Source organism: Novosphingobium aerophilum (assembly GCF_014230305.1).
Classification (GTDB): domain Bacteria; phylum Pseudomonadota; class Alphaproteobacteria; order Sphingomonadales; family Sphingomonadaceae; genus Novosphingobium; species Novosphingobium aerophilum.
In genome coordinates, this window is record NZ_JACLAU010000048.1 from 1 (window position 1) to 22517 (window position 22517).

A 22517-nucleotide genomic window follows, 5' to 3' on the forward strand; every position below is an offset into this window, starting at 1 on the left:
CCGGTCGAGCCGGCTCCGCCGCCGCCGCCCCCGCCGCCGCCCCCGCCGCCGCCGCCTCCGCCCCCGCCGCCTCCGCCGCCGCCGGCTCCGGTGTGCAACAAGGGCCCGTACATCGTGTTCTTCGACTGGAACAAGTCGGACATCACGCCTGAGGCAGCGACCATCCTCGACAGCGCGATCACCGCTTATGGCAACTGCCAGAGCGTTCCGATCATGCTGGCCGGCTATGCCGACCGCTCGGGCACGCCGAAGTACAACGTCGCGCTTTCGGGCCGCCGTAACGCTTCGGTCCAGGCCTACCTGACCGGCAAGGGCGTCCCGGCTTCGGCGATCACCGCCCAGGCCTTCGGCGAAGCCAACCCGCGCGTCCCGACCGCTGACGGCGTGCGCGAGCTGCAGAACCGCCGCGTCGAGATCACCTACGGTCCGGGTTCGGGCATGTAAGGTTCGCCTCGGCGACGAAACAGAAGAGGGGCCGGAGCAATCCGGCCCCTTTTTTGTTGGGCGGTTGGGTCGATGGCAAACGCAAGGCTGGTAACCCTACCCTCACCCCCAGCCCGTCCCCCGCTCATCCTCAGCTTGTCGAAGTAAGGGGAGGGGCCCGCCCGGCGCTTGGGCCACGACCCTACCGCCCTGTGTCGGGATGGAGCGGGGTCCCACCAACCCATGCCGGCTGGCCCAAGGCGCTTGAGACGCGCCAGGCGACGGTTTTCGGCACGATCGCCCGAAGCGAGCGCGACCGGGCCCGGCAAGGGCTGACCGCTCACTTTGCTTCCGCACGGGGGCTTGGTTCTTGCAGAGTGCTCAAAACGCGCCGCGAGGCCGGCGCGCCACCGGAAAGGTCCGGCTCTCGCCAGGCTCTGCTGCGTTCAGTCGAACAGCGAGCTGACTGAGCTCTCGTCGGCGATGCGGCGGATGGCCTCGCCGATCAGGGGGGCGATCGCCAGGATGCGGATCCGGTCGGAGGCGATCGTCGCCTCGGTCGGCAGGATCGTGTCGCTGATCACCAGCTCCTTCAGCGCCGAGCCATTGACCCGCGCCACGGCCGCGCCCGACAGCACGCCATGGGTGATGTAGGCGGTCACGCTGGCCGCTCCGGCATCCATCAGCGCCTGGGCCGCATTGCAGAGCGTGCCGCCCGAATCGATGATGTCGTCGATCAGGATGCAGGCCCGGCCCTTCACGTCGCCGATGATGTTCATCACTTCGGACTGGCCAGGGCGGTCACGCCGCTTGTCGACGATGGCGAGTGGCGCGTTGTCGAGCCGCTTGGCGAGCGAGCGGGCGCGCACCACGCCGCCAACGTCGGGCGACACCACCATCAGCTGCTGGTGGCCGTAACGCGCCTGGATATCGGCGGCCATCACCGGCGCGGCATAGAGATTGTCGGTCGGGATATCGAAGAAGCCCTGAATCTGGCCAGCGTGCAGATCAACCGCCAGGACGCGATCGGCGCCGGCCTTGGTGATCAGGTTGGCCACCAGCTTCGCCGAGATCGGGGTGCGCGGCCCCGGCTTGCGGTCCTGCCGGGCATAGCCGAAGTACGGCACCACGGCGGTGATCCGCTTGGCCGATGCGCGGCGCAGCGCATCGATGCAGATCAGCAGCTCCATCAGGTTGTCGTTGGCGGGGTAGCTGGTGGACTGCACCACGAAGACATCCTCGCCGCGGACGTTCTCGTGAATTTCGACGAAGACCTCCTCGTCGGCGAAGCGCCGCACGCTCGCATCGGTCAGGGGAATTTCGAGATAACCGGCAATGGCCCGCGCCAGTGGCAGATTGCTGTTGCCCGCCAAGATCTTCATCGCGATTCCCCTGCCACGCCCGAACCAGCCGGGCCGGGCCGATCGGCCAAGGCCCGTGAACCCGCGCAGCCTCTAGCCGAGAGTCGCGGAATTGCAACAGTCACCCGGCGCCTTGCCGGGGCCAAATGCGCCATGCGCCTGGCGCCCGCAGCGGCGACCCGCAGCCGGCGAATCAGGCCATGCGGCGGCGCTCGCCGCGAACCCAGCGGACCGTGCCCGAGCTGGCCCGCATCACCACGCTTTCGGTGGTCATGACGCCGTTCTTGTGCCGCTTCACGCCCTTGAGCAGCGAACCGTCGGTCACCCCTGTCGCGGCAAAGATGCAGTCGCCCTTGGCCAGCTCGTCGCGGGTGTAGATCTTGTTCAGATCGGTGATTCCCCACTTCAGGGCCCGGGCCCGCTCCTCGTCGTTGCGGAACATCAGGCGGCCGTTGAACTGCCCGCCCACGCAGCGCAGCGCCGCAGCGGCCAGCACGCCTTCCGGCGCGCCACCGGTGCCCATGTAGAGGTCGATCGTGGTTTCCTCATTGGTCACCGCGATCACCCCGGCCACGTCACCGTCCCCGATCAGCACGACCCCGCAGCCCAGGCTGCGCAGTTCGGCGATGAGATCGGCATGGCGCGGACGATCCAGCACGCAGACGATGATCTCGCTGGGATCGACACCCTTGGCCGCGGCCACGGACCGGACGTTCTCGCTCGGCGACTTGGCCAGGCTGATGATGCCCTCGGGATAGCCGGGGCCGACCGCCAGCTTTTCCATGTAGACGTCAGGGGCGTTCAGCAGGTTCCCCTCTTCGGCGCAGGCCAGCACGGCCAACGCGTTGGGCCCGGCCTTGGCGGTGATGGTCGTGCCTTCGAGCGGATCGAGCGCGATGTCGATGCGCGGACCGGATCCCTGCGCGCCACCGACCTTTTCGCCGATGAACAGCATCGGCGCCTCGTCGCGCTCGCCCTCGCCGATCACCACGGTGCCATCGATGGCCAGCTCGTCGAACGCCTTGCGCATGGCCTCGACCGCGGCCGCATCGGCGGCCTTTTCATCCCCGCGCCCGACCAGCGCGGAAGCGGCGATCGCGGCGGCCTCGGTCACGCGGACCATTTCGAGCACGAGGACACGATCAAGAACGCTGCTGGCGGGAGTGCTGGTCATCGGAATTCCCTGTGCTGAAGGGACGCGCTTGGTCCCGGACGCTTGCCCGGGCGCATAGACAGGCCCCGCGACGCTGTCGAGTGCGGTCGTGTCGATGGGGCGGCGGCAAGCCCTCTCGCCTCGGCGGCCAAGTGCCCCTACAAGCAAGGCGTGAGAGGACGGGGACCAGGCAGGCCGCGCGGCGGTAGGCGGTGTGGCGCCAAGTGGCGCGCCGGGCGGGGCAGCGGCGTCGCCTGGGGGCTGCTGTGGCTGTCGATCGCGCATTCCGGGGTGGCCGGGGCTGAACCCGCGGGCCCTGCCTTCGGACCACCGGCGGAGCAGGCGGCGACGAAGGCCGAATCGCCTCCCCCCGATGATGCCGTGATCGCCTCGGGCCTGATGATCTCGCCCGCTGCCGCCGCGCGCCGCCGTCGCGCCGAATGCGCCGAATCGCGTCGTCAGGGGGAAATCGTGGTCTGCGGGGCGGACCGCGGCGAGCAATGGCGGGTGCCCTCCACAACCGACAGTGATCCCCGCTCGCGCCAGGGCATGGACACCGGGGTGCCGAGCGCCCCGAATGTCAGCAGCCTGCCCGACTGCACCCGGGTCAAGTGCCGCGGTTTCGGCAAGGTCCCCCCACCGGTCTATGTCGTCGATTTCAGCAAGCTGCCGCAGGCCCCTGCGGGATCGGACGCGGATCGCATCGCCAAGGGCGAGGCGCCCGATCCCTGACCGGGCACTGGCGCCGCCAGCGGCCGGTCAGTTCCCCAGCAGTTGCATGACCAGCGGCGGCTGGGCCAGGCTGGGCGATCCGTCGAGCAGCCGCAGGGCCTCGGTCACCGCGCTCTCCGGGCCTTCGTGCGTGACCATGGCCACCAGCACCTCGCCGTCCTGCCCAGCCCGGCCCTTCTGGATCAGGCTCTCGATCGACACCCCGGCATCGCGCATCGCGGCGGTAATCTCGGCCAGCACGCCGGGCCGGTCGGCCACGATGAAGCGGATGTAGGCGCGGCCCCGACGGTGGCCCGAGGGAGCCGGGGGCAGGGCCTCCAGCTCGGTCACCGGCACCGAGAACGGCGCGCCGATTTCGCCGCGGGCGATGTCGATCAGGTCGGCCACCACGGCGCTGGCGGTCGGACCGTCCCCGGCTCCGGCGCCCTGGAACAGCAGCCGGCCCGAGAAATTGCCTTCCGCCACCACGGCATTGGTGGCGCCGTCGACATGGGCCAGCGGATGGTCGAACGGAACAAGGTGGGGCTGGACGCGCTGGAACAGTCGGCATTGGCCATCGGCCCAGTCGGGTTCGGCAACGCCGATCAGCCGGATCACATAGCCCAGCGAATCGGCCTGGGCGATGTCGGCTGCGCGCAGCCGTGCGATCCCGGACGTGTCGACCGAAGCGAAATCGACCTGCGCGCCGAAGGCGATCGCCGCCAGGATCGACAGCTTGTGCGCCGCATCGGTACCCTCGATGTCGAAGGTCGGATCGGCCTCGGCATAGCCGCGGGCCTGGGCTTCGGACAGGACATCGGCGAAGTCGCGGCCGGTGTCCTCCATGGTCGACAGGATGAAATTGCACGTCCCGTTGAGGATGCCGTAGACCCGCTCGAAGGCGTTCGCCGCGGCGCCTTCGCGCAGGCCCTTGATCACCGGGATGCCGCCGGCGACCGCGGCCTCGAACTTCAGGGCGACCTTCGCTGCCTCGGCCTTGGCTGCCAGTTCGAGCCCGTGGTGCGCGATCATCGCCTTGTTGGCGGTGACGAAGGCCTTGCCGCTTTCGATCGTGGTCCGGGCGCAGGCCAGCGCCGGCCCGTCCGAGCCGCCGACCAGCTCCACCACGACGTCGACGTCGGGCCGCTCGGCCAGAACGATCATGTCGTCTTCCCAGGCATAGGGCGAAAGATCGACGCCACGCTTCTTGCTGCGATCCCGGGCCGAGATCGTGGTGATCACGATCGGCCGGCCGGCGCGGCGCGCGATGAGCGCGGCGTTGGTTTCGATCAGGCGGATGACCCCGGCGCCGACTGTTCCCAGTCCGGCCAGCGCGATGCGTAGTGGTTCGGCCATGTTCACCCCTTTCCCCGCGGCCCCCTAAGGCAGCACGCCGGGAAAGGCCAGTGCCGGAAAATGCCCGGCACCCGAACAGACCGGGCCGCGGTCAGCGCCGGTTGCGCGGGCAGGGGCCCAGTTCGGCCAGGACCAGGCGGTAATCGGCATCGGCCCGGGCGCGGTCCGCCGCACTGGCCGAGACGTGGGCCGACGGCACAAGCCGGGCCGGAAGGAAGCAGGCCAGCCGGTACCAGGTCAGCGTCTCGCGGGCGGGCGGCTCACCCTGCGAATCGAGCACCTCGGAGAACGACACGCTCCAGCGGGGCGAGGCGCCGGGGCGATGCACCACGGTGATCGAGGCCGGTTCGCCGTCGCTCGTCGCCAGGAACAACTGGGTTTCGCCCTCTCCGGCCAGGTTGCCGGGGACGTGAATCGCCTCTCGCACCGCAGTGACGCGCGGCGGCGCAGTCGCGGCGAGCAGCTCGCCCAGCACCCCCTTGACCCGCGCCTCGGTGTCAGGGCTCCAGGCGATCTGCGCATCGGGCGCCACCAGTTGCAGCTCGCCCGGCCGGGCGGGCTGGGTTCGGGCGAACAGGAGGACATCCCCCTTCGGACGCTTGGGCGGCTTGCCCCGCGAATCGAGCGGCAGATCGACCAGGTAACGAAGCGAATCACCCGCCTGGGGCGGGCCGGCGATCAGGGCGATGGTCCGTGCTTCCACATAGAATCGCACCTGACCGGGACGCAGGCCGGGCGCACGGGCCGGTTCCAGCGCCACCATCGAGCGGATCTTGGCCCGGATCACCGTGGGCGTGCCATCGGCCCAGTCCGCCAGATCGGCATATGTCCACTCGGGCAGGGTGGGCTGCGCGGCGGTCGATTCGGAACCCTTGCCGACCGCGATCGGCCGGGCTTGCGGGGGCGCGGGCTGAGCCGACGCGGCGATCGGCCAGGCCGCTCCCAAAGCTATCACAGCGGCCGCTCGCAGCCCCGTTCCAACCGCGGACCAGAGCCATTCCCGCCGTCCTGCCGGACGGCTCGGGACGGACTGTGGAGACCGGCGTGACATCAGCTTACCTCCTCGGTGACCCGCGCTGGAACACGTCATTGTGCGTAGTGCAAGGCGGGCCAATGATTTTGATCCTTGCACATGTGAATTGACGGTTAACCCGCGGCAAGCGCGGAATCAGCCGTTGCGTGGGTGGTAACTCGACGTTAAAGCTCCCGCACAAGCGGCGCGTTCCGAAAAGGGCGGCCACAGACTGAGCTGCTCGGAACCGGGGGTTCTAGCAGTGCCCGGGTCACCGGCAGGGTGGAAGATTCGATTGTCCGATTCCGGCGGCATCTCGCCGTCGGGCTCGGCTGCCCTGGCTATCCGGGGCACTGTTATGGAGTGATGCGTCTGAATGGCTTACGCTGACCAACAGATGAGCGGTAACAAGATTACCGCACTGATCATCGTTGCATTGATTCACGTGGCCGTCGGGTACGCCTTGGTCACGGGTCTTGCCTATTCGGCGGCAAAGCAGATCCTGAAGAAGGTGACGACGGTCGACATCAAGGAACCGGAGAAGCCGAAGGAGCCGCCGCCGCCGCCGCCTAAGCAGGACACGCCGCCGCCGCCGGTGGTTGCCCCGCCGGTGAAGGTGGACATCGCGCCGGCTGCGCCGGTGATCGAGACGGTCCAGGCCCCGCCGCCGGTTCCGCCGCCGCCGGTCTACATTCCGCCGGCTCCCGCCGCTCCGCCGCCGCCGCGCTTCACGCCGAAGTCGGCCGCGCCGAAGGGCAATCCGGCGAACTGGGCGACCAGCAACGACTATCCGTCGCGAGCGCTGCGTGAAGAGCGTGAAGGCACCACCGGGTTCCGCGTCACCGTGGGCACCGATGGCAAGGTCACCGACTGCCAGATCACCAGCTCGTCGGGCACGCCCGAACTGGACGCCGCGACCTGCGACAACGTGCGTCGTCGCGCCCGGTTCACCCCGGCCACGGATGGTGAAGGCAATCCGACCACCGGGACCTACGCGAACCGCATCCGCTGGGTCATTCCGAAGGACTGACATCTTTCCCGGGCCCCGCCCCGCAGGGCCCCGCCGGATCGCCGGCACATTCGAATCCACCTTTCTTGAGAGGACTATCGCATGCTTATTGACCTTCTGGCCGCCGGCGCGAACGCCGCTCCGCAGAACAAGTTCGGCTTCGCTGAAGCCCTGGAGCAGGGCGGTTTCATCGCCTATGCCACCGTCATCATCCTCGGCATCATGTCGTTCGGCTCGTTCTTCATCCTGTTCACCAAGTGGTTCGAGCAGAGCAAGATCATCCGCCAGGGCCGTGAGCTGCGCGCCAGCTTCTGGCGGGCCGCGACCCTCAAGGAAGGCGCCGCCAAGCTCGAGAAGAACAGCGCCTGGCGCCAGATCGTCGACGACGGCATCTCCGCCGAGGAACAGCACGGCAAGATGGTCGACGCGACCGACGCCCACGAGTGGCTGGTTGGCTCGCTGACCCGTTCGGAAGCCTCGATCAACGCCCGCCTCGCTTCGGGTCTGCCCTTCCTGGCGACCGTCGGTGCGACCTCGCCGTTCATCGGTCTGTTCGGCACCGTGGTCGGCATCTACCGCGCGCTGATCGCCATCGGTCTGGCCGGTTCGGCCTCGATCGACAAGGTCGCCGGCCCGGTCGGTGAAGCGCTGATCATGACCGCGCTCGGTCTGCTCGTCGCCGTTCCGGCGGTGCTCGCCTACAACTACCTGCAGGCTCGCAACAAGAGCATCGCCGAGCAGCTCCATGGCTTCTCGATCGACGTTCTCGCCAACATCAACTCGAAGGGCGCGATCAAGCCGGCCGTTCAGGCTGCTGCTGCCGCCAAGCCGGCTCCGGCCAAGCCCGCCGCTGCTCCGGCCAAGCCGTAAGCTGGTGGACCGGGCGGGGCGCCCCTGTGGCGCGCCGCCCAGCCGGTTGGGGACGGGCCGCGGCATGCCGGTCGGTCCCCTGCCCGGCACGATGACAGGATAGGATGGTACTATGGCGATTTCGACGGGCGGCGGTGGGGCTGAAACCCCCATGTCCGACATCAACACGACCCCATTGGTGGACGTGATGCTGGTGCTGCTGATCATCTTCCTCATCGCGGTTCCGGTCGCGATCCAGACGATCGAAAAGCTGCGCCTCCCGATCATGGTCTCGCAGGAATCGAAGGACAAGGTCGAGAACCTGCTGCTGACCGTCAGCACGACCGACGATGCCGGTCGCAGCGCGGGCGAGCCGGGTTTCGAGGGTGCTTCGCGGAACGGCGAATGCCGGATCTACTTCAACAACATCACGCCGGTCGATTCGGCCGAACTGCGTGACATGGCCTACAAGCGGCTCGACACGATCGTGAAGCGTGAAGGCGGTCCGGAAGCGCTCCGCGCCAACCCGGAAAAGATCCCGCAGGTCCACATTCGCGGGGACGTCAACGCTCCGTGGCGGTGCATTGCCGGCGCGATCTTCAACGTCCAGATCTCGGGTTATCCGACGGTGGGCTTCATCTCCAACCCGGTCGATCCGAAGGGCTGAGGCTTCGGCCTCATTCCGGGGTCAATGGCCCCAGGCAATTCAGGAGTAACTTCCCATGGCAATGTCAGGCGGCAAGGATGATGGCTCGCCGATGATGGACATGAACACGACGCCGTTGATCGACGTCATGCTCGTGCTCCTCATCATGTTCATCATCACGATTCCGGTCGCCACCCACGCGGTCAACATCGACCTGCCTTCGCCGAACCCGCCGCCGACCAACATCAAGGTCGAGCCGATCAAGAACAAGGTCGTGCTCACCTATGACAACAAGGTCCTGTGGAACGGTCAGGAGGTGAACAACGGTCAGCTGGTGGCGCTGCTCCAGCAGACCCTGGCGATGAAGCCCGAGCCGGAACTGCAGTTCCAGCCCGAAGCCGGTGCCAGCTACGAGCTCGCCGCGGCGGCGCTGAACATCATCAAGGCCTCGGGCGTGACCAAGTTCGGCTTCGTCGGCAACGAGCAGTACTCGGAGTTCGGCAAGTCGGCGAATGCCCCGCCGGCCAAGTAAGCCGCGTTTGATCAACCGGAACGATCTGGGGGGCGGAGCGATCCGCCCCCTTTTTCGTGCCCGCTGCCCCTGCCTGACCGGCGCCGCTCACTCCGGCCGCATCGCCTGTCCCGCCAGGCTCTCCGCCTCGACCAGCAGATCGTCGTCCGCGGCGCCATTGGGCAGGCTTTCCCGGCCAATCATCACCAGCACCGGCACGGCCAGCGGCGAGACCCGGTCCAGCCGGACATGGACCAGTTCGTCCGCGGCGCGATCGAGCAGGGCGGCCAGCCGCCCGACATCGGTCAGCCGCGTCCGGGCATCAGCCCAGGCGGCTTCGATCAGCATATGGTCGGGCTCATGCTTGCGCAGCACGTCGTAGATCAGGTCGGTCGAGAAGGTGACCTGCCGTCCGCTCTTGCGCTGGCCCGGCTGCTGGCGCTCGACCAGCCCGGCAATCACGGCGACCTCGCGGAAGGCCCGCCGCAGCAGGTGGGAATCCTGCACCCAGTCGAGAAACTCGTGAGTCAGGATATCGGGAGACAGGAGCGGAGCCGGATCATCGATCGGCTTCAGCCCCCAGACGCCCAGCGCATAGTCATTGGCGACGAAGCCCAGCGGGGCAAGGCCGCGGTCGGCCATGCGGCGGGTGATCAGCATGCCGAGCGACTGGTTCGCGTTCCACCCCTCGAAGGTGTAGATGACCGAATAGTGCCGCTGCTCGTGCGGAAAGCTCTCCACCAGCAGCTCGCCCGGACCGGGCAGGCGTGAGCGCCAGTCCTGCATCTCGAGCCATTCGCGCACGTCGTCCGGAAAACGGCCCCAGCCGGCGCGGTCGACCAGCAGGCCCCGCACCCGTTCGGCCAGGTGCGTGGAAATCGGCAGACGCGCGCCCATGTAGCTGGGGATGGTCCCGGCCCGCTTGGCGGCGCGGACCACCAGTTCGAGATCGCGCACCCCTTCGACCTCCAGGTCCATCCCGGCGAAACGGAACGTGTCCCCGGGGGCGAGGGTGGCGCCGAAGGATTCCTCCACCCGGCCGAGCGAACGGCCGTTGCGGAACCGTACCTCCAGCATCTCGGAATCGACGATGATCCCGGCGTTGAGGCGATGCCGCGCTGCCTGCTCGGGATGGGCGAGGCGCCAGGTGCCATGGCGGTCCCGCACGATCCGGCGGAACCGGTCATAGGCCCGCAGCGCATAACCCCCCGTGGCGACGAACTGGAGCACCCGGTCCCAGCTCTCCGCGTCGAGCCAGCGATAGGGCGTGCTGCTCCGGACTTCCGCGAGCAGGCTGGCCTCGTCGAACGGCTCGGCGCAGGCGCAGGCCATCACGTGCTGGGCCAGCACATCCAGCGCGCCGGGCCGGAACGCCTCGCCATCGCGCTGCCCCGCCGCGACGGCTTCCAGCGCGGCGGTGGCCTCGAGGAATTCGAAGCGGTTGCCCGGCGCCAGCAAGGCCTTGCTGGGCGAATCGAGCCGATGATTGGCGCGCCCGATGCGCTGCAGCAGCCGTGACGAGCCCTTGGGCGCGCCCATCTGCACCACCAGATCGATATCGCCCCAATCGACCCCCAGATCGAGGCTGGCGGTGCACACCAGCGCCCGCAACTCGCCACGGGCCATCGCGCCTTCGACCTTGCGCCGCGCCTCCTTTGACAGCGAACCGTGATGAATCCCGATCGGCAGCTTGTCGTCGTTCACGTCCCACAGCAGCTGGAAGATGTATTCGGCCAGAAACCGCGTGTTGGTGAAGACCAGCGTGGTCCGGTGCGCGCGGATCGCGGCATAGAGCTGCGGCACGGCCCAGGCCGCCGCATGGCCGCCCCACGGCACCCGCGCATCATCCGGCAGGAGGATCTCCAGCACGGGCGGAACCCCGGGCTCGCCCTCAACCAGGGTCACGGCCGCCGGATCCCCCTCGGGTGCCAGCCACGCCTGATAGTCGATCGGATCGGCCACGGTCGCCGACAGGGCCACCCGTTGCAGCCCCGGCGCGAAGGCCTGCAGCCGCGCCAGCGAGAGGCTGAGCAGATCGCCCCGCTTGCCTGCGGCAAAGGCATGGACCTCATCGACCACCACGCGGCGCAGCCCCGAGAACACCTGGCGCGCCTCGGGATAGCTCAGCAGCAGCGAAAGCGATTCGGGCGTGGTCAGCAACACATGCGGAGGCCGGGCGCGCTGGCGCGCCTTGCGATCGCTGGGGGTGTCACCGCTGCGCGTCTCGACCCGCATCGGCAAACCAAGCTCGGCGACCGGCGCCAGCAGGTTGCGCTGCACGTCGTGCGCCAGGGCCTTCAGGGGCGAGACGTAAAGCGTGTGCAGGCCTTCGGGCGGCGCGGCCCCCCCCAGCACCGAGGGGGTGAAATCCGCCAAGGTCGGGAGGAACCCGGCCAGGGTCTTGCCGGCTCCCGTTTCGGCCACCAGCAGGGCGTGCCGCCCCGCCGCGCCGGCTGCCAGCATGTCGAGCTGGTGGCGCCGCACCCGCCATCCGCGGGCGGCGAACCATTCGGCCAGTTCGATGGGGAGGGCAGCAGCCATGGTCCCGATATCGGGCCTCACCGGCCCCGGCGCAACCGGGCCGCAGGGGCCTGGCTGGTCGGCCGGATCAGCCGGGCCGAACCACGCCGGATTCGGCCAGGTGCGCGTCCATCTCGGCCAGCAGTCGCCCGAGCCCGGCCGGGTCGGCGCTTTCGGCGCGGGCGCTGAGCATCGGCTGGGTGTTCGAGGCACGCAGCAGCCACCAGCCATCGGGCCTATCGACCCGCACCCCATCCACGGTGGTGACCTGGGCGCCCTGCCGGGCCAGCCGCTCGCGCACCTCGGCAACCACCGCGAACTTGCGCTGATCGGTCGTCGGGATGCGCAGCTCAGGGGTGCTTGCCAGCTCGGGCATGGCCGAGCGCAGCGCCGTGACCGACCGGCCCAGCCGCACGCTGGCCGCCATCAGCCGCAGCGCGGCATAGAGGGCGTCGTCGAACCCGTACCACCGGTCGGCGAAGAACAGGTGTCCGGTCATTTCCCCGGCGAGCGGCGCGCCGATTGGCTTCATTCTGGATTTGATCACGCTGTGCCCGGTGGGTGCCATCTCGGGCCGGCCGCCCAACTCCGCTATCCGCCGGAACAGGGCCCCGCTGGCCTTCACATCGGCCAGAACCGTGGCCCCGGGCCGATCGCGCAGGACGTCCTCCGCGAAGATCATCAGCAACTGATCGCCCCAGATGATCCGCCCCATCGCATCGACCACCCCGATCCGATCGCCATCGCCATCGAAAGCCACTCCGAAATCGAGTCGCTTGGCTGCGACCAGCGCGCGCAGGTCGGCCAAGTTGCGCTCTTCGGTGGGATCGGGGTGATGATGCGGAAACGTGCCGTCGACAGCAGTGAACAGCAGGTGGTGCTCACCGGGCAATCGCGCGGTGAGGGCCTCGATGGCCGGACCGGCGGCGCCATTGCCCGCGTCCCAGCCGATGCGCAGGGCTCCCAGGCCGTCCCGAGCCGCGCCGTCGAGCCCGCTGAGCAGGCGCTCGACATAGCCGGTCAGGATCTCGCGCCGCTCCCATCGCCCGACCCCGTCGAGCCAGTCCCCGGCGGCAGCCATGTCGCCGAGCCGTCGCAATTCGGCCCCGAACACCGGATGTCCCGCATGAACAAGCTTGAAGCCGTTGTGATTGGCGGGGTTGTGGCTGCCGGTTACCTGGATGCCGCCCTGCACATCCTCCATTGAGGCCTCGGCGAAATAGAGCATCGGCGTGGGGCCAAGCCCGATCCGGACCACGTCAACCCCGCTGGCGGTCAGGCCCTCGACCAGGGCATGCTCAAGCAGCGGCGAGCTGATCCGTCCGTCGCAGCCCACGGCGATCCGCCGTCCGCCATGGCGCCGCACCCGCGTGGCGAAGCTGCGTCCCAGGGCGCGGGCGTCATCCGGTCCCAGCGTATCCCCGAACACTCCGCGGACATCGTATTCGCGAAGGATGGTGGGATCGAAACGGTGAGCCATGGCTACTCCCGGCCGTCGCCGAGCCTTCGCAGCAACAGGTCCCGCGCGGCATTGGCTTCGTGCACCTGGTCGCTGGTGCCGCCGCGATCGGGATGGACCTGGGCGACCAGCCGCTTGTGCGCCTCGATGATCTCGCTGCGTCCGGCCTGCGGCGCCACGCCGAGCAGGGTCCGCGCCCAGACGTCATGCTCGGCCTCGTCCGGGGAACGGCGCGATCCGCGCCCGGGTTCCCAACCGGCCAGCTGCCACGGCCACTGGCCGGTGAAGGCCTTGCACAGCGCACAGGCCAGTGCCAGCCAGAGCAGCATCTTGGCCATGCCGCGGCCTCAGGCCTCTTCGGCGGTGAGCTGCGGAGCGGTCACCCCGGCGCCCGTCCGCGACGGGGGCTGGGGCAGGTTGAGCCCGGCCACCAGCTGGCGCAGTTCCTGGCGGGCGACCAGATGGCTGGTCCCCAGTTCGCCGAGATGGCCCTTGTCGAGCAGGGTGAGGCCCGAGGGGAACAGTTCGCGGTAGATCACGCGCTCGGACAGGCCCTGGGCGACCCGGAAGCCGACCCGCCGCGACAGCTCGGTCAGGGCGTTGTCGAGACGGCGCATGTTGCGGGCCTCGACGTGCTGGGTGCGGTTGCGCACCACCACCCAGTCCATCTCGCGCCGCTGGTCGCGGATCGTCGCCATCGCGCGCTTCTTGCGCGTTTCCCAGATCAGCTCGGCATAGAATGACAGGCGGCGGACCTTGAAGGTTTCGGCATCGACCTGGCCGATCAGGTCGAAATCGACGAACGAGTCATTCAGCGGGGTGACCAGCGTATCGGCCGAGGTGGCGGCGTGGCGGGCCAGCGGGTCGTCGCGGCCCGGGGTGTCGAAGATCAGGAAATCGACGTCGGCGCCCAGCTCCGCCACCAGGGCATCGAGCTCCTCGGCGGTTTCGCCCCGGAACACCTCGAAGCGCACCGTGGGCAAATCGATCTCGCGCCGCTTCATCGTTTCGGTGCGATTTTCCAGGTAGCGGTGGAAGGTGCGCTGGCGCGGGTCGAGATCGATCGCGGCGACGCGGTGCCCCTGATAGGCCAGGGCGATGGCGATGTGCACCGCCGTGGTCGACTTGCCGGTGCCGCCCTTTTCGTTGGCGAAGACGATGCGGTGCGGGGTGGTGGGGGCGGACACGGTGATGGCGATGCCTCTGCAGCAAGGTTTGAACGTTGCCGCGGCCGGCGCTAGGGCAGGCCCGTTCCGGCGGCGACGTCTGTCCTGGGGTTCTATCGCAAGGGGATCATGCCATGCAAACCGTCAATCGCATTGATCCACTGCGGGATGCGGTTGCGACGCTGCGCCGCGATGGGCCGTTGGCCCTCGTCCCGACCATGGGGGCCCTGCACGAAGGCCACCTGACCCTGGTGCGCGAGGCGCGACGCCGGGCTGCCCACGTCGCGGTCTCGATCTTCGTCAACCCGCGCCAGTTCGGGGCGGGCGAGGACCTCGATGCCTATCCTCGCCAGCTGGCCCGCGACAGCGCCATGCTCGAAGCCGAGGGCGTTGCGCTGCTCTGGGCCCCCGATCCCGAAGCGATGTATCCGGCGGGCTATGCCACCAATATCGCGGTCGCCGGGATCAGCGAGGGGCTGTGCGGCGCGGCGCGCCCCGGCCATTTCGACGGGGTGGCGACGGTCGTCTGCAAGCTGTTCAACCAGGTCCGCCCCGATCTGGCGCTGTTCGGCGAGAAGGACTGGCAGCAGCTCGCCGTGATCCGCCGCATGGCCCGCGACCTCGATCTGGTCCGCCCCCATGTCGACCGGATCATCGGCGTGCCCACCGTGCGCGAGGCCGATGGCCTGGCGATGAGCTCACGCAATGCCTACCTGACCGCCGAGGAGCGTGCCGCCGCCGCCTGCCTGCCCAAGGCCATGCGCGAGGCGATCGCCCGGATCGGCGCCGGGGAGGCAATCGCGCCGGTGCTTGCCGGGCTGGAGCACGCGCTGCTCGACGGGGGCTTCCGCGCGGTGGACTATGCCAAGCTGTGCGATGCCGACAGCCTGGCCCCGCTGGCCGAGCGCGGCACCGGGCCCGCCCGGCTGCTGGTCGCCGCGCGGATCGGCAAGGCCCGCCTGATCGACAATATGGCGGCCTGAGGCGCCATACAAGAAGGCCCCCGGCGCGAGACCGGGGGCCCTTTCTGTCCGGCGATCGGCCGGGGCTGTCCTGTCGCTCAATGGACCGTTGGCGCGCTGCGGTCCTCCAGCGTGTCGAGGTGCATCCAGCCCCGGACGATGCGCGCCAGCACCAGGACCACCAGGGCGACCCCGATCGTGATCCAGCCGATCTTGCTGTAGATCGCCAGGGTCAGCTCCTTGCTCATCTCGCCGCCTTCGCCGCCGGTCGCCTCGCCGATCTTGCCGGCCACGAAGTTGCCCACCGCGGTCATGTAGAACCAGGCGCCCATGATGAAGCTGCCGAGGTGCACCGGGGCGAGCCGGGTCATGGCCGAGAGGCCGACCGGTGACAGGCACAGCTCGCCGGTGGTCTGCAGCAGATAGATCAGGAACACGAAGATCACCGGGGTAAGGGCCGGTCCGACGCTCTGCGCGCCCCATACGAAGACCAGGAACGACAGGCCCACCTGGACCAGCGCCAGTCCGAACTTGGCCGGGGCGGACGGTTCCAGCCCCTTGTGGCCCAGCCAGGTCCACAGCCCGGCGAAGACCGGGCCGAGCAGCACGATGTAGATCGGGTTGATCGACTGGAACAGGCTGGTCGGCACCCCGGCGCGATCGACGAAGCGGTCGGTGTACAGGCTCAGGCTGCCGCCCGCCTGTTCGAACAGGCCCCAGAAGATCGGGTTGAGCGCCACCAGGAAGAGGATCGCGAAGATCCGCTCGCGCGGCTCCTTGGGCAGCTTGAACGCCTCGTAGAGCGTGTAGCCCAGCATCGCCAGGCCCGAGACGATCAGCAGCGACTGGATCACGTCCTGGTACTGGACCAGCGCCCAGATCACCGCCACCGCGGCGATGCCGGTGCCGTAGAGCGTCCATTCGGTGCGCTTGGCCAGCGGGGCGGGGGGCTCGCCCTGGCCATTGAGGGCGGGCTTGCCGATCATGAAGATCAACAGCCCCATGACCATGCCGATCCCGGCCAGGCCGAAGCCCCAGGCCCAGCCGATCGTCTCGCCCAGGTAACCGACCAGGATCGTGCCCATCGCCGCGCCCACGTTCACGCCCATGTAGAAGATCGTGTAGGCGGCGTCGCGACGGGTGTCGGTCATGCGGTAGAGCTGGCCGACGATCACCGAGATGTTGGCCTTGAGGAAGCCCGATCCCACGCAGATCAGCGCCAGGGCCAGCCAGAAGACGTTGATCGCCGGATCGGCCTGCTTGATCGCCGGGTCGGTCACCCCGTGCATCCCCTCGACCGCCATGAACAGGTGGCCGAAGGCGAGCAGGATGCCGCCATAGATCACCGCCTTGCGCTGCCCCAGGTAACGGTCGGCAATCGCGCCGCCCAGCACCGGGGTGATGTAGACCAGGCTGGTGTAGGCGCCGTAGATCAGGTTGGCCTTGCCGTCCTGGAACAGCCAGAACTTGGTGAGGTAGAGCACCAGCAGGGCGCGCATGCCGTAGTAGGAGAACCGCTCCCACATTTCCGCATAGAACAGGACGAACAGGCCGCGCGGATGGCCGACCACCTCCTCGCTCTTGCGGGCGGCGATCAGCCCGCCGATGACCAGGAACGCGAACAGGGCCAGGGCGGCGATCGCGCCGATCCAATCCCCTTCGTTCCAGCTGGCAATATCCTTCATGCAGATCCTCTCTGATGGCCTCTCCGACGGCCTGTCCACCGGGTGGCCCGCGCCGGGTTTCGCCAGGGGGCGCAGGGTCCGGGGGCCGCGCGGCTGGCGCAGGCGGCGGAACCTAATGGGGAAACGCCGGCAGGAAAGCGAAAACTTGTTTCACCTGTTCCTTTTTGCGGCCATTTCCCTCTTCTCCCGGGCCGGCCGGCGCTGCGCGAGATGCTTGCGTGCAGCGCTGTATTATGTCACTGCGTCACCATGACCACGCCGAGCCGCCCGATCTATCTCAAGCTGCGCGACCAGATCGCCACGGGGATCATCGACGGCACCTATCCCGAGGGCGGCCTGCTGCCTTCGGTCCGGGCCTTCGCGGCGGCGCAGGGCGCCAATCCGCTGACCGTGGCCAAGGCCTATCAGCAGTTCCAGCTCGATGGCCTGGTGGACGTCCTGCGCGGTGTCGGCATGGTGGTTGCCAGCGGAGCGGCCGAGCGGCTGCGCGAGCTGGAGCGGGCCGCCTTCCTGAAGCAGGAATGGCCGCAGATTCGCGCCCGGATCGAACTGCTTGGCCTGGATCCGGCCACCCTGCTCGACGAATCGCCGGTTCCCGCGCTCGACTGACGGCAAGGTTTGGCCAAGGGTCGGCCAAGGTTTGGCCAAGGGTCGGCCAAGGGCAGGCAAGGGCGTGCCAACCCGGGCTGTCCCAGCCGTGGACAGGCCGTTGGCGGCGCTGCAACGGCCTGCAATCGATCTTACAAGCGCGTTGCACCGGCCCTGCAATTCTGGCAACCATATGGTCACAGCGGATATTCTTGCCGGTCCCGGTTTGGCGGTGTCGGCGGGCAGAACAAGGGGGATGGGGGTCGCCCTGCCGCGTAGGGATTGGGGGCTGGAAGTCGCGTCCGGCTCAACGGGAGGACTGTTGGATGATCCGTTCGGAGCTGCTCGCCGCATTGGCCAAAGAAAACCCCGACCTTCGCGCTGACGAGGTCGAGCGGGTGGTTGACGTATTCTTCGACGAGATCACCCAGCGGCTGGCCGAAGGCGGCCGGGTGGAACTGCGCGGCTTCGGGGCCTTCTCCACCCGCGCCCGCGATGCCCGCAAGGGCCGCAATCCGCGCACCGGCGAAACCGTCGAGGTGCCGGGCAAGCGCGTTCCCTGTTTCAAGCCGGGCAAGGAAATCCGCCAACGCCTCAACGGCGATTGACCGGACGGTGATCGGGCGCCCCGCCTGGGCGTGCGTGGGGCCGATCGGGGCGGAGGGTTCGTGGCCGCTCCATTGCAGCCGGCGCGCCGATCTGCCATCGCGGGCTTTCCCGCGGGCGGACGTGGCGGAATGGTAGACGCAGGGGACTTAAAATCCCTTGATCCTTGATCGTGCGGGTTCGAGTCCCGCCGTCCGTACCATAGCGATTACAGCAGGTTACTTGCGGTTTACGCTGCGCTGCGCTCGTTCTCGTTAGGGGGTGTGTGTAATTCCTGTGAAAACGCGCCAGAAAAAGCGGTGTCGAGCTTCGCAACCGACTGGTCGATGTGGTCATCGGATAGGTGCGTATAGCGCAGGACCATGGCGAGGGTTTTGTGCCCGCTGATTCGCTGCACGGTCGGTAGGTCCACCCCTTCTTTAATCAGGCTAGTGATGGCTGTGTGCCGCATAACGTGGGGGGTCACCTTCGAGGGGTCGAGTTTCGCCCTGGTGACTGCCCGGCGGAACTGTTCGCTCATCTGCTGCCGGTGGCTGTGCTTGGCGTCGGCGCGGCTGGTCGGGAATAGCCACCCGCTCGGTTCGCCTAGCTGCGCGTGTTCCTTCTGAAGCATGGCGGCGAGGTTGGGCGGGATCGGCTGCTCCCGCTGCCCAGCTTTAGCCTGGCCGATGTAGATGCGACGGTTAGCTAGGTCGATGTCGTCCCATCGGATGCGGAGGATTTCGCTGTGCCGCATGCCGGTGCCCATGGCGATGGCGGTGAACAGCCATGTCAGGGGGTCTTGGTCAGCAATTGCCGCTTGCATCAGCGCCCGCTTATCCTCGTCGGTAAGGACAACGATCTTCTTCCGGGCTTCTTCGCCCTTCGGCATCTTTGGCTTTTGATCTGCCCGCACCCACTTCCATGCGATGCAGCGATTCAGGAAGTGGCTTAGCGTCGAAAGCTCCCGATTGATCGTGGCGATTGCTGCCCCCTGGTCGCGTCGATGCTTAACGTAATGGGCAATCGTGAAATCGGTCAGTTTGTCTGGGCGCTGTCCCTTGAAGTACGGTGCCAAGCGATCTTCGAGATGGCGCTTCTTCGGACCGTAATTGCGCCCGTGCTTTGGGTCATGCTCGATGCGCGTAAGGTATTCCGCGACAGCCTCCTTAAGGCTTCGGTGCACCTTGCGCCCGGTGGGCAGGTCCAAGCGTCCTTCGCGGGCTTTCGTCCTCAGCGACTCGATGGTGCGCTCGGCCTGTTCGCGGGTCACGCCTTCACTTTCCCGCCCCACGACGCGGTGGATGCGCTGTCCGTCGACCATTATGTTGATGCTGTAACGGCAATCCCCATTGGACTGTCGTGCCGCAGTAATGCCATGTTCGCTTATCTGCTCCCCAGGGCCAAGTGAGCGAACTGCTGGACGGGTAAGGCGGTTGAAGCGAAGGCTCACGGTTCCACCTCCGTAAGGTGTAGAATATTGTACGGTTCGCCGAGAGACCGCTTTCGTGCCGCCTCTTTACGCAGATAGTCCCTGTATATCTTCCGACCCGCATTCGTTTCGTCTAAGTAGGGACGCAGTGCGCCGTTGAATGCAGCATGGGCCTTCCGGACTTGTGCATCTAGCTGAATTATCTCTTCTAAAAGGGCCAGTGCTTGGGCCTGCTGCGCCTCATCGTCGAGCTTTTGGCAGAGCAGTCGCGTTGAACTCCGGGTGGGGTCGGGTAGCCGTGCTATGCCCGCTTCGCCGACGGGCGGCTTGTCTGGATCTTGCCTCGCCGCAATTCCCATGTCGGCGAGCCGATCAACCAACTCGGAACGATCGCGTTCAACAGCTTCCAGCGTTTTGAATGCAGTGATTACATGATCATCGTTCTGTGGCTGATCGGGATTGAAGTCGTGGATCGGGCCTAAGCGGAGCATCTCCGCCACTGCTGCCCAAGCCTTAAGTTTCCGGTGCCACCTAGAGCTTGTCATCTTTTGTATCAGGGCGATTTCGGACGCTATCGCGCGCAGTAGTTCGACCCCTTGGTGGTCGAGATCGCAGGTCGCGACGATGCGGGCTTCTAGATCAGCAGGAAAGCTCCTCTCGGCCTGCTTTGCTGCCTCTTGCAGTTTGTGGCGGACCTCCGGATCAAGTCGCAAAGTTGCCTCTCGCCTCCGGTCTTCGGGCTTTTTTGGTGGGCGTCCCATAGTCGTTATACCGTGTACGGTTTTAGATATGGTTTAGGGTACATAAATGACCTTCGGCATGCAATAGGGGCTCCACGGCACCTAACGTGCCAGACGAGGAGTAAGGAATGGAATCGGTGGAGAAGGTCCGGGTGCAAGTTCTACCAGACGGGCGGCTCAATCGCGCTAACGCGGCACTCTATCTGGGCCGTTCGGCCAAGACGCTAGCCGAGTGGGGGCGGCTCGGTCAGGGCCCTAGAAGCTTTATGGTCGGAGGACGCCGTTTCTACATGCTCGAGGACCTCGAGCGCTTCGTTGAGGGGGGCGGAGCATGAGCTGGCCAGTAAGGTCTATGCGGCAGCGAGAGGCGCTATCGGAAACCTGGCGCATTTTCCCAACCAATCCCCAAGCACCGATCCACCTCCGCGCCATTTGGCCGAAGGGGGTGCCGGGTGAACGGCTCACCAAGAACATTACCTTCAATGCTAGGGACTATCCGACCGTGGCCGACAGACAGGCTGCCTTCGAGGGCAAGGCGCTGCAGCTGAACGCGCTTGGCTACAACATCTACCTTTGCCTCAACTCGGTCGATCCAAGCTTTCCAGGTGACGAACGCAACGGGCTCGCCGTCAAGGACGAGCACATTAGATGCCGCCGCTACCTGTTGATCGACATTGACCGGACCGAGACGAATGAACCGATCAGCGACGACGAAGTTGATGACGTTCTCGCGGTCGTGGATAGGGTCGAGACCGATCTGCGCGCGATGTACGGCTATGAGCCGCTGACTGTCTTCTCGGGAAACGGAGGTCACATCTACATTCCCCTCGAGAACATCCCCAACACCCCGGAATCCAAGGCGCTTTGCCAGAGCATACTGCGTGCACTGGCGGAGAAGTATGACACCCCGACCGTGAAGATTGACACTTCGGTGTACAATGCAGGGCGCATTACCAAGGTGCCCGGCACGGTCGCCCGGAAGGGGCTGGAGACGGAGGAGCGCCCTTACCGCATGGCGCACGTGGTCGAGTGAAACGGTTTGGCACCTGCGAACTCCAGCGCATGCTGGAGGACTTTTCAGCTCGGAGGCTAGATTTGGGGAACGCTGCCTCAGCGGCGACCAGCCTCTCAGAGGTTGGGAAACCGCAGTCCCAACTTGGGCAGATGCTCGCCACGCCCACCGCAGAGGAACTCACCGTTCTCGAAGACGCGCTCTCCCACATAACGTCAGATGTGCTGCGCGGTAGTGGAACGATCATCGGTCCAGATGGCCAGCCTGTTCCGGACTATTGGTTCGGGGTCATCCTCGCATGTCGTCGCGCTTACGGAGTTGCGGTGAAGGAGATCGTCCGGCGCTGGTCCCAGAAGAGCCCCCGCTATGGTGACGGAAGTGGGTTCGAGCACGCCTGGAGCCAGTATGACCCTGCCCACCCAAAGCCGGTCAACATTGGTTCTGTGTTTATGCTGGCGAAATTGGCTGGCTGGACAGGCGGCAACAACGGGGCAGTCGCGCCTCTGTCCGGGGGCTATCGCTTCCAGTTGCTCGACCGCTCAGCCATCATGGCCCAGCCGCCGCTGCGGTGGCGCGTCAAGCGGCTCTTTCCGGAAGTCGGTATCGGCGCGATCTACGGCCCCAGCTGCTCCGGCAAGTCCTTCCTCGGCTTCGACCTTGGCATTTCCATCGCGGCGGGTGCCTCGTGGTTCGGCTACCGCACCGCAGCCTGTCCGGTGACTTACGTTATTCTCGAAGGCGAAGCGGGCCTGCGTAATCGGGTGCAGGCGTGGGAAACCCACAACTGTTCTACTATCCCGCCGGGGTTCAAGGCGATGGCGCAGCCCTTCCAGCTGGCCGAAACCGGACAGGTCGAAGAACTAGGGGTGATCCTCCCTCAGGGCGGTGTGGTCATCATCGATACTCTGAACCGCTCGGCTCCCGGACTGGACGAGAACTCCAGCCAGGACATGGGGCGCATCCTAGCGGGCATGAAGCGCTTGCAGGAGATCACCAGCGGGCTGGTGCTGGTGATTCACCACACCGGCAAGGATGCCAGCAAGGGTCTGCGCGGGCACAGCTCGCTTCATGCGGCGCTGGACGGAGCCATCGAGGTGGAGCGCAGTACCAACGGACGCTGCTGGTCTGCAGCGAAGGTGAAGGATGGTGAGGACGGCAAAGCTGTGCCGTTCGCGCTGCATGTCGTTGACCTTGGCACTGATCTGGACGGGGTGTAGCGCGACGATCTGGGTGAGAAGAGCGCGACGATCAGGATGAGAAGTTGATTGTCGCGGCGCGACAGTTTGTGGCCATTCTGATTGTCGCTGGCAAGGTTTATCGGTCGTCCTGATTGTCGC

At 67.0% G+C, this 22517-nt stretch carries 22 protein-coding genes and 1 tRNA gene; 12 read left to right on the forward strand and 11 right to left on the reverse strand.

What is annotated here, in order from left to right:
- On the forward strand, positions 1 to 444 hold a 444-nt coding region (locus tag H7F49_RS17265; protein WP_185684815.1), incomplete at its 5' end, for an OmpA family protein.
- 425 nt (positions 445 to 869) lie between these two features.
- Here H7F49_RS17265 and H7F49_RS17270 read toward each other — a convergent pair.
- Entirely contained in the window at positions 870 to 1805 is a 936-nt protein-coding gene (locus H7F49_RS17270; RefSeq protein WP_185684816.1) for a ribose-phosphate pyrophosphokinase, read from the reverse strand.
- A 172-nt stretch (positions 1806 to 1977) separates the two neighbouring features.
- The gene (glpX, locus tag H7F49_RS17275; protein WP_185684817.1) at positions 1978 to 2958 is read right to left on the reverse strand and encodes a class II fructose-bisphosphatase; all 981 of its coding nucleotides are present in this window, start codon (positions 2956 to 2958) and stop codon (positions 1978 to 1980) included.
- Positions 2959 to 3228: 270 nt separating this feature from the next.
- Between glpX and H7F49_RS17280 the strand changes: the two genes are divergently transcribed.
- The gene (locus H7F49_RS17280) at positions 3229 to 3669 is read left to right on the forward strand and encodes a hypothetical protein (protein ID WP_214647884.1); all 441 of its coding nucleotides are present in this window, start codon (positions 3229 to 3231) and stop codon (positions 3667 to 3669) included.
- Positions 3670 to 3696: 27 nt separating this feature from the next.
- Here H7F49_RS17280 and H7F49_RS17285 read toward each other — a convergent pair whose 3' ends face one another.
- A complete protein-coding gene (locus tag H7F49_RS17285; RefSeq protein WP_185684819.1) occupies positions 3697 to 5004 on the reverse strand; it encodes a homoserine dehydrogenase in 1308 nt (435 codons plus the stop codon).
- Positions 5005 to 5095: 91 nt separating this feature from the next.
- Entirely contained in the window at positions 5096 to 5959 is an 864-nt protein-coding gene (locus tag H7F49_RS17290) for a hypothetical protein (protein ID WP_328806840.1), read from the reverse strand.
- A gap of 433 nt (positions 5960 to 6392) precedes the next feature.
- Between H7F49_RS17290 and H7F49_RS17295 the strand changes: the two genes are divergently transcribed.
- The 4 genes from H7F49_RS17295 (at position 6393) to H7F49_RS17310 (ending at position 9052) form a co-directional block, all read left to right on the forward strand.
- Positions 6393 to 7046 carry an energy transducer TonB gene (locus H7F49_RS17295; protein ID WP_185684820.1) on the forward strand — a complete coding sequence of 218 codons (654 nt, stop codon included), beginning with the start codon at positions 6393 to 6395 and terminating at the stop codon, positions 7044 to 7046.
- A gap of 81 nt (positions 7047 to 7127) precedes the next feature.
- Complete coding sequence (locus H7F49_RS17300) at positions 7128 to 7895, forward strand: MotA/TolQ/ExbB proton channel family protein (RefSeq protein ID WP_185684821.1); 768 nt, start codon at positions 7128 to 7130, stop codon at positions 7893 to 7895.
- Between the two features lie 112 nt (positions 7896 to 8007).
- Positions 8008 to 8541: an ExbD/TolR family protein gene (locus tag H7F49_RS17305; protein ID WP_185684822.1), complete on the forward strand. Its 534-nt coding sequence runs from the start codon at positions 8008 to 8010 to the stop codon at positions 8539 to 8541.
- A 55-nt stretch (positions 8542 to 8596) separates the two neighbouring features.
- Positions 8597 to 9052, forward strand: a complete 456-nt coding sequence (locus H7F49_RS17310) for an ExbD/TolR family protein (protein ID WP_185684823.1) — start codon at positions 8597 to 8599, stop codon at positions 9050 to 9052.
- A gap of 87 nt (positions 9053 to 9139) precedes the next feature.
- Here H7F49_RS17310 and H7F49_RS17315 read toward each other — a convergent pair whose 3' ends face one another.
- The 4 genes from H7F49_RS17315 to H7F49_RS17330 form a co-directional block, all read right to left on the reverse strand.
- Entirely contained in the window at positions 9140 to 11572 is a 2433-nt protein-coding gene (locus H7F49_RS17315; RefSeq protein ID WP_185684824.1) for a ligase-associated DNA damage response DEXH box helicase, read from the reverse strand.
- A 67-nt stretch (positions 11573 to 11639) separates the two neighbouring features.
- Positions 11640 to 13031 (reverse strand): phosphoglucomutase/phosphomannomutase PgmG, encoded by a 1392-nt coding sequence (gene pgmG / locus H7F49_RS17320; RefSeq protein ID WP_185684825.1) that lies wholly within the window; start codon positions 13029 to 13031, stop codon positions 11640 to 11642.
- A gap of 2 nt (positions 13032 to 13033) precedes the next feature.
- Positions 13034 to 13348: a J domain-containing protein gene (locus tag H7F49_RS17325; protein WP_185684826.1), complete on the reverse strand. Its 315-nt coding sequence runs from the start codon at positions 13346 to 13348 to the stop codon at positions 13034 to 13036.
- 9 nt (positions 13349 to 13357) lie between these two features.
- Entirely contained in the window at positions 13358 to 14197 is an 840-nt protein-coding gene (locus tag H7F49_RS17330) for a division plane positioning ATPase MipZ (RefSeq protein ID WP_185684827.1), read from the reverse strand.
- A gap of 113 nt (positions 14198 to 14310) precedes the next feature.
- Here H7F49_RS17330 and panC point away from each other — a divergent pair, with 113 nt between their 5' ends.
- Positions 14311 to 15159, forward strand: coding sequence for a pantoate--beta-alanine ligase (gene panC, locus H7F49_RS17335; RefSeq protein ID WP_185684828.1), 849 nt, complete (start codon positions 14311 to 14313; stop codon positions 15157 to 15159).
- 77 nt (positions 15160 to 15236) lie between these two features.
- Here panC and H7F49_RS17340 read toward each other — a convergent pair whose 3' ends face one another.
- The gene (locus tag H7F49_RS17340) at positions 15237 to 16823 is read right to left on the reverse strand and encodes a peptide MFS transporter (RefSeq protein WP_185684829.1); all 1587 of its coding nucleotides are present in this window, start codon (positions 16821 to 16823) and stop codon (positions 15237 to 15239) included.
- A 249-nt stretch (positions 16824 to 17072) separates the two neighbouring features.
- On the opposite strand from H7F49_RS17340, the gene H7F49_RS17345 reads away from it, so the two are divergent.
- From H7F49_RS17345 to H7F49_RS17355, 3 genes are all read left to right on the forward strand, one after another.
- On the forward strand, positions 17073 to 17432 hold the full coding sequence (locus tag H7F49_RS17345) for a GntR family transcriptional regulator (protein ID WP_185684830.1): 360 nt from the start codon (positions 17073 to 17075) through the stop codon (positions 17430 to 17432).
- A gap of 305 nt (positions 17433 to 17737) precedes the next feature.
- Positions 17738 to 18019 (forward strand): integration host factor subunit beta, encoded by a 282-nt coding sequence (locus H7F49_RS17350; RefSeq protein WP_185684831.1) that lies wholly within the window; start codon positions 17738 to 17740, stop codon positions 18017 to 18019.
- A 115-nt stretch (positions 18020 to 18134) separates the two neighbouring features.
- Positions 18135 to 18219 (forward strand) — tRNA-Leu (locus H7F49_RS17355).
- 27 nt (positions 18220 to 18246) lie between these two features.
- On the opposite strand, the gene H7F49_RS17360 is transcribed toward H7F49_RS17355, so the two are convergent.
- Together H7F49_RS17360 and H7F49_RS17365 are read right to left on the reverse strand one after the other, a co-directional pair.
- Complete coding sequence (locus H7F49_RS17360; protein WP_235982296.1) at positions 18247 to 19320, reverse strand: tyrosine-type recombinase/integrase; 1074 nt, start codon at positions 19318 to 19320, stop codon at positions 18247 to 18249.
- Positions 19321 to 19445: 125 nt separating this feature from the next.
- Positions 19446 to 20141 (reverse strand): hypothetical protein, encoded by a 696-nt coding sequence (locus H7F49_RS17365; protein WP_185684833.1) that lies wholly within the window; start codon positions 20139 to 20141, stop codon positions 19446 to 19448.
- A gap of 358 nt (positions 20142 to 20499) precedes the next feature.
- On the opposite strand from H7F49_RS17365, the gene H7F49_RS17370 reads away from it, so the two are divergent.
- Together H7F49_RS17370 and H7F49_RS17375 are read left to right on the forward strand one after the other, a co-directional pair.
- Positions 20500 to 21201 carry a bifunctional DNA primase/polymerase gene (locus H7F49_RS17370; protein ID WP_214647885.1) on the forward strand — a complete coding sequence of 234 codons (702 nt, stop codon included), beginning with the start codon at positions 20500 to 20502 and terminating at the stop codon, positions 21199 to 21201.
- Between the two features lie 131 nt (positions 21202 to 21332).
- The gene (locus H7F49_RS17375) at positions 21333 to 22397 is read left to right on the forward strand and encodes an AAA family ATPase (RefSeq protein ID WP_185684835.1); all 1065 of its coding nucleotides are present in this window, start codon (positions 21333 to 21335) and stop codon (positions 22395 to 22397) included.
- The last annotated feature ends 120 nt before the right edge of the window (positions 22398 to 22517 follow it).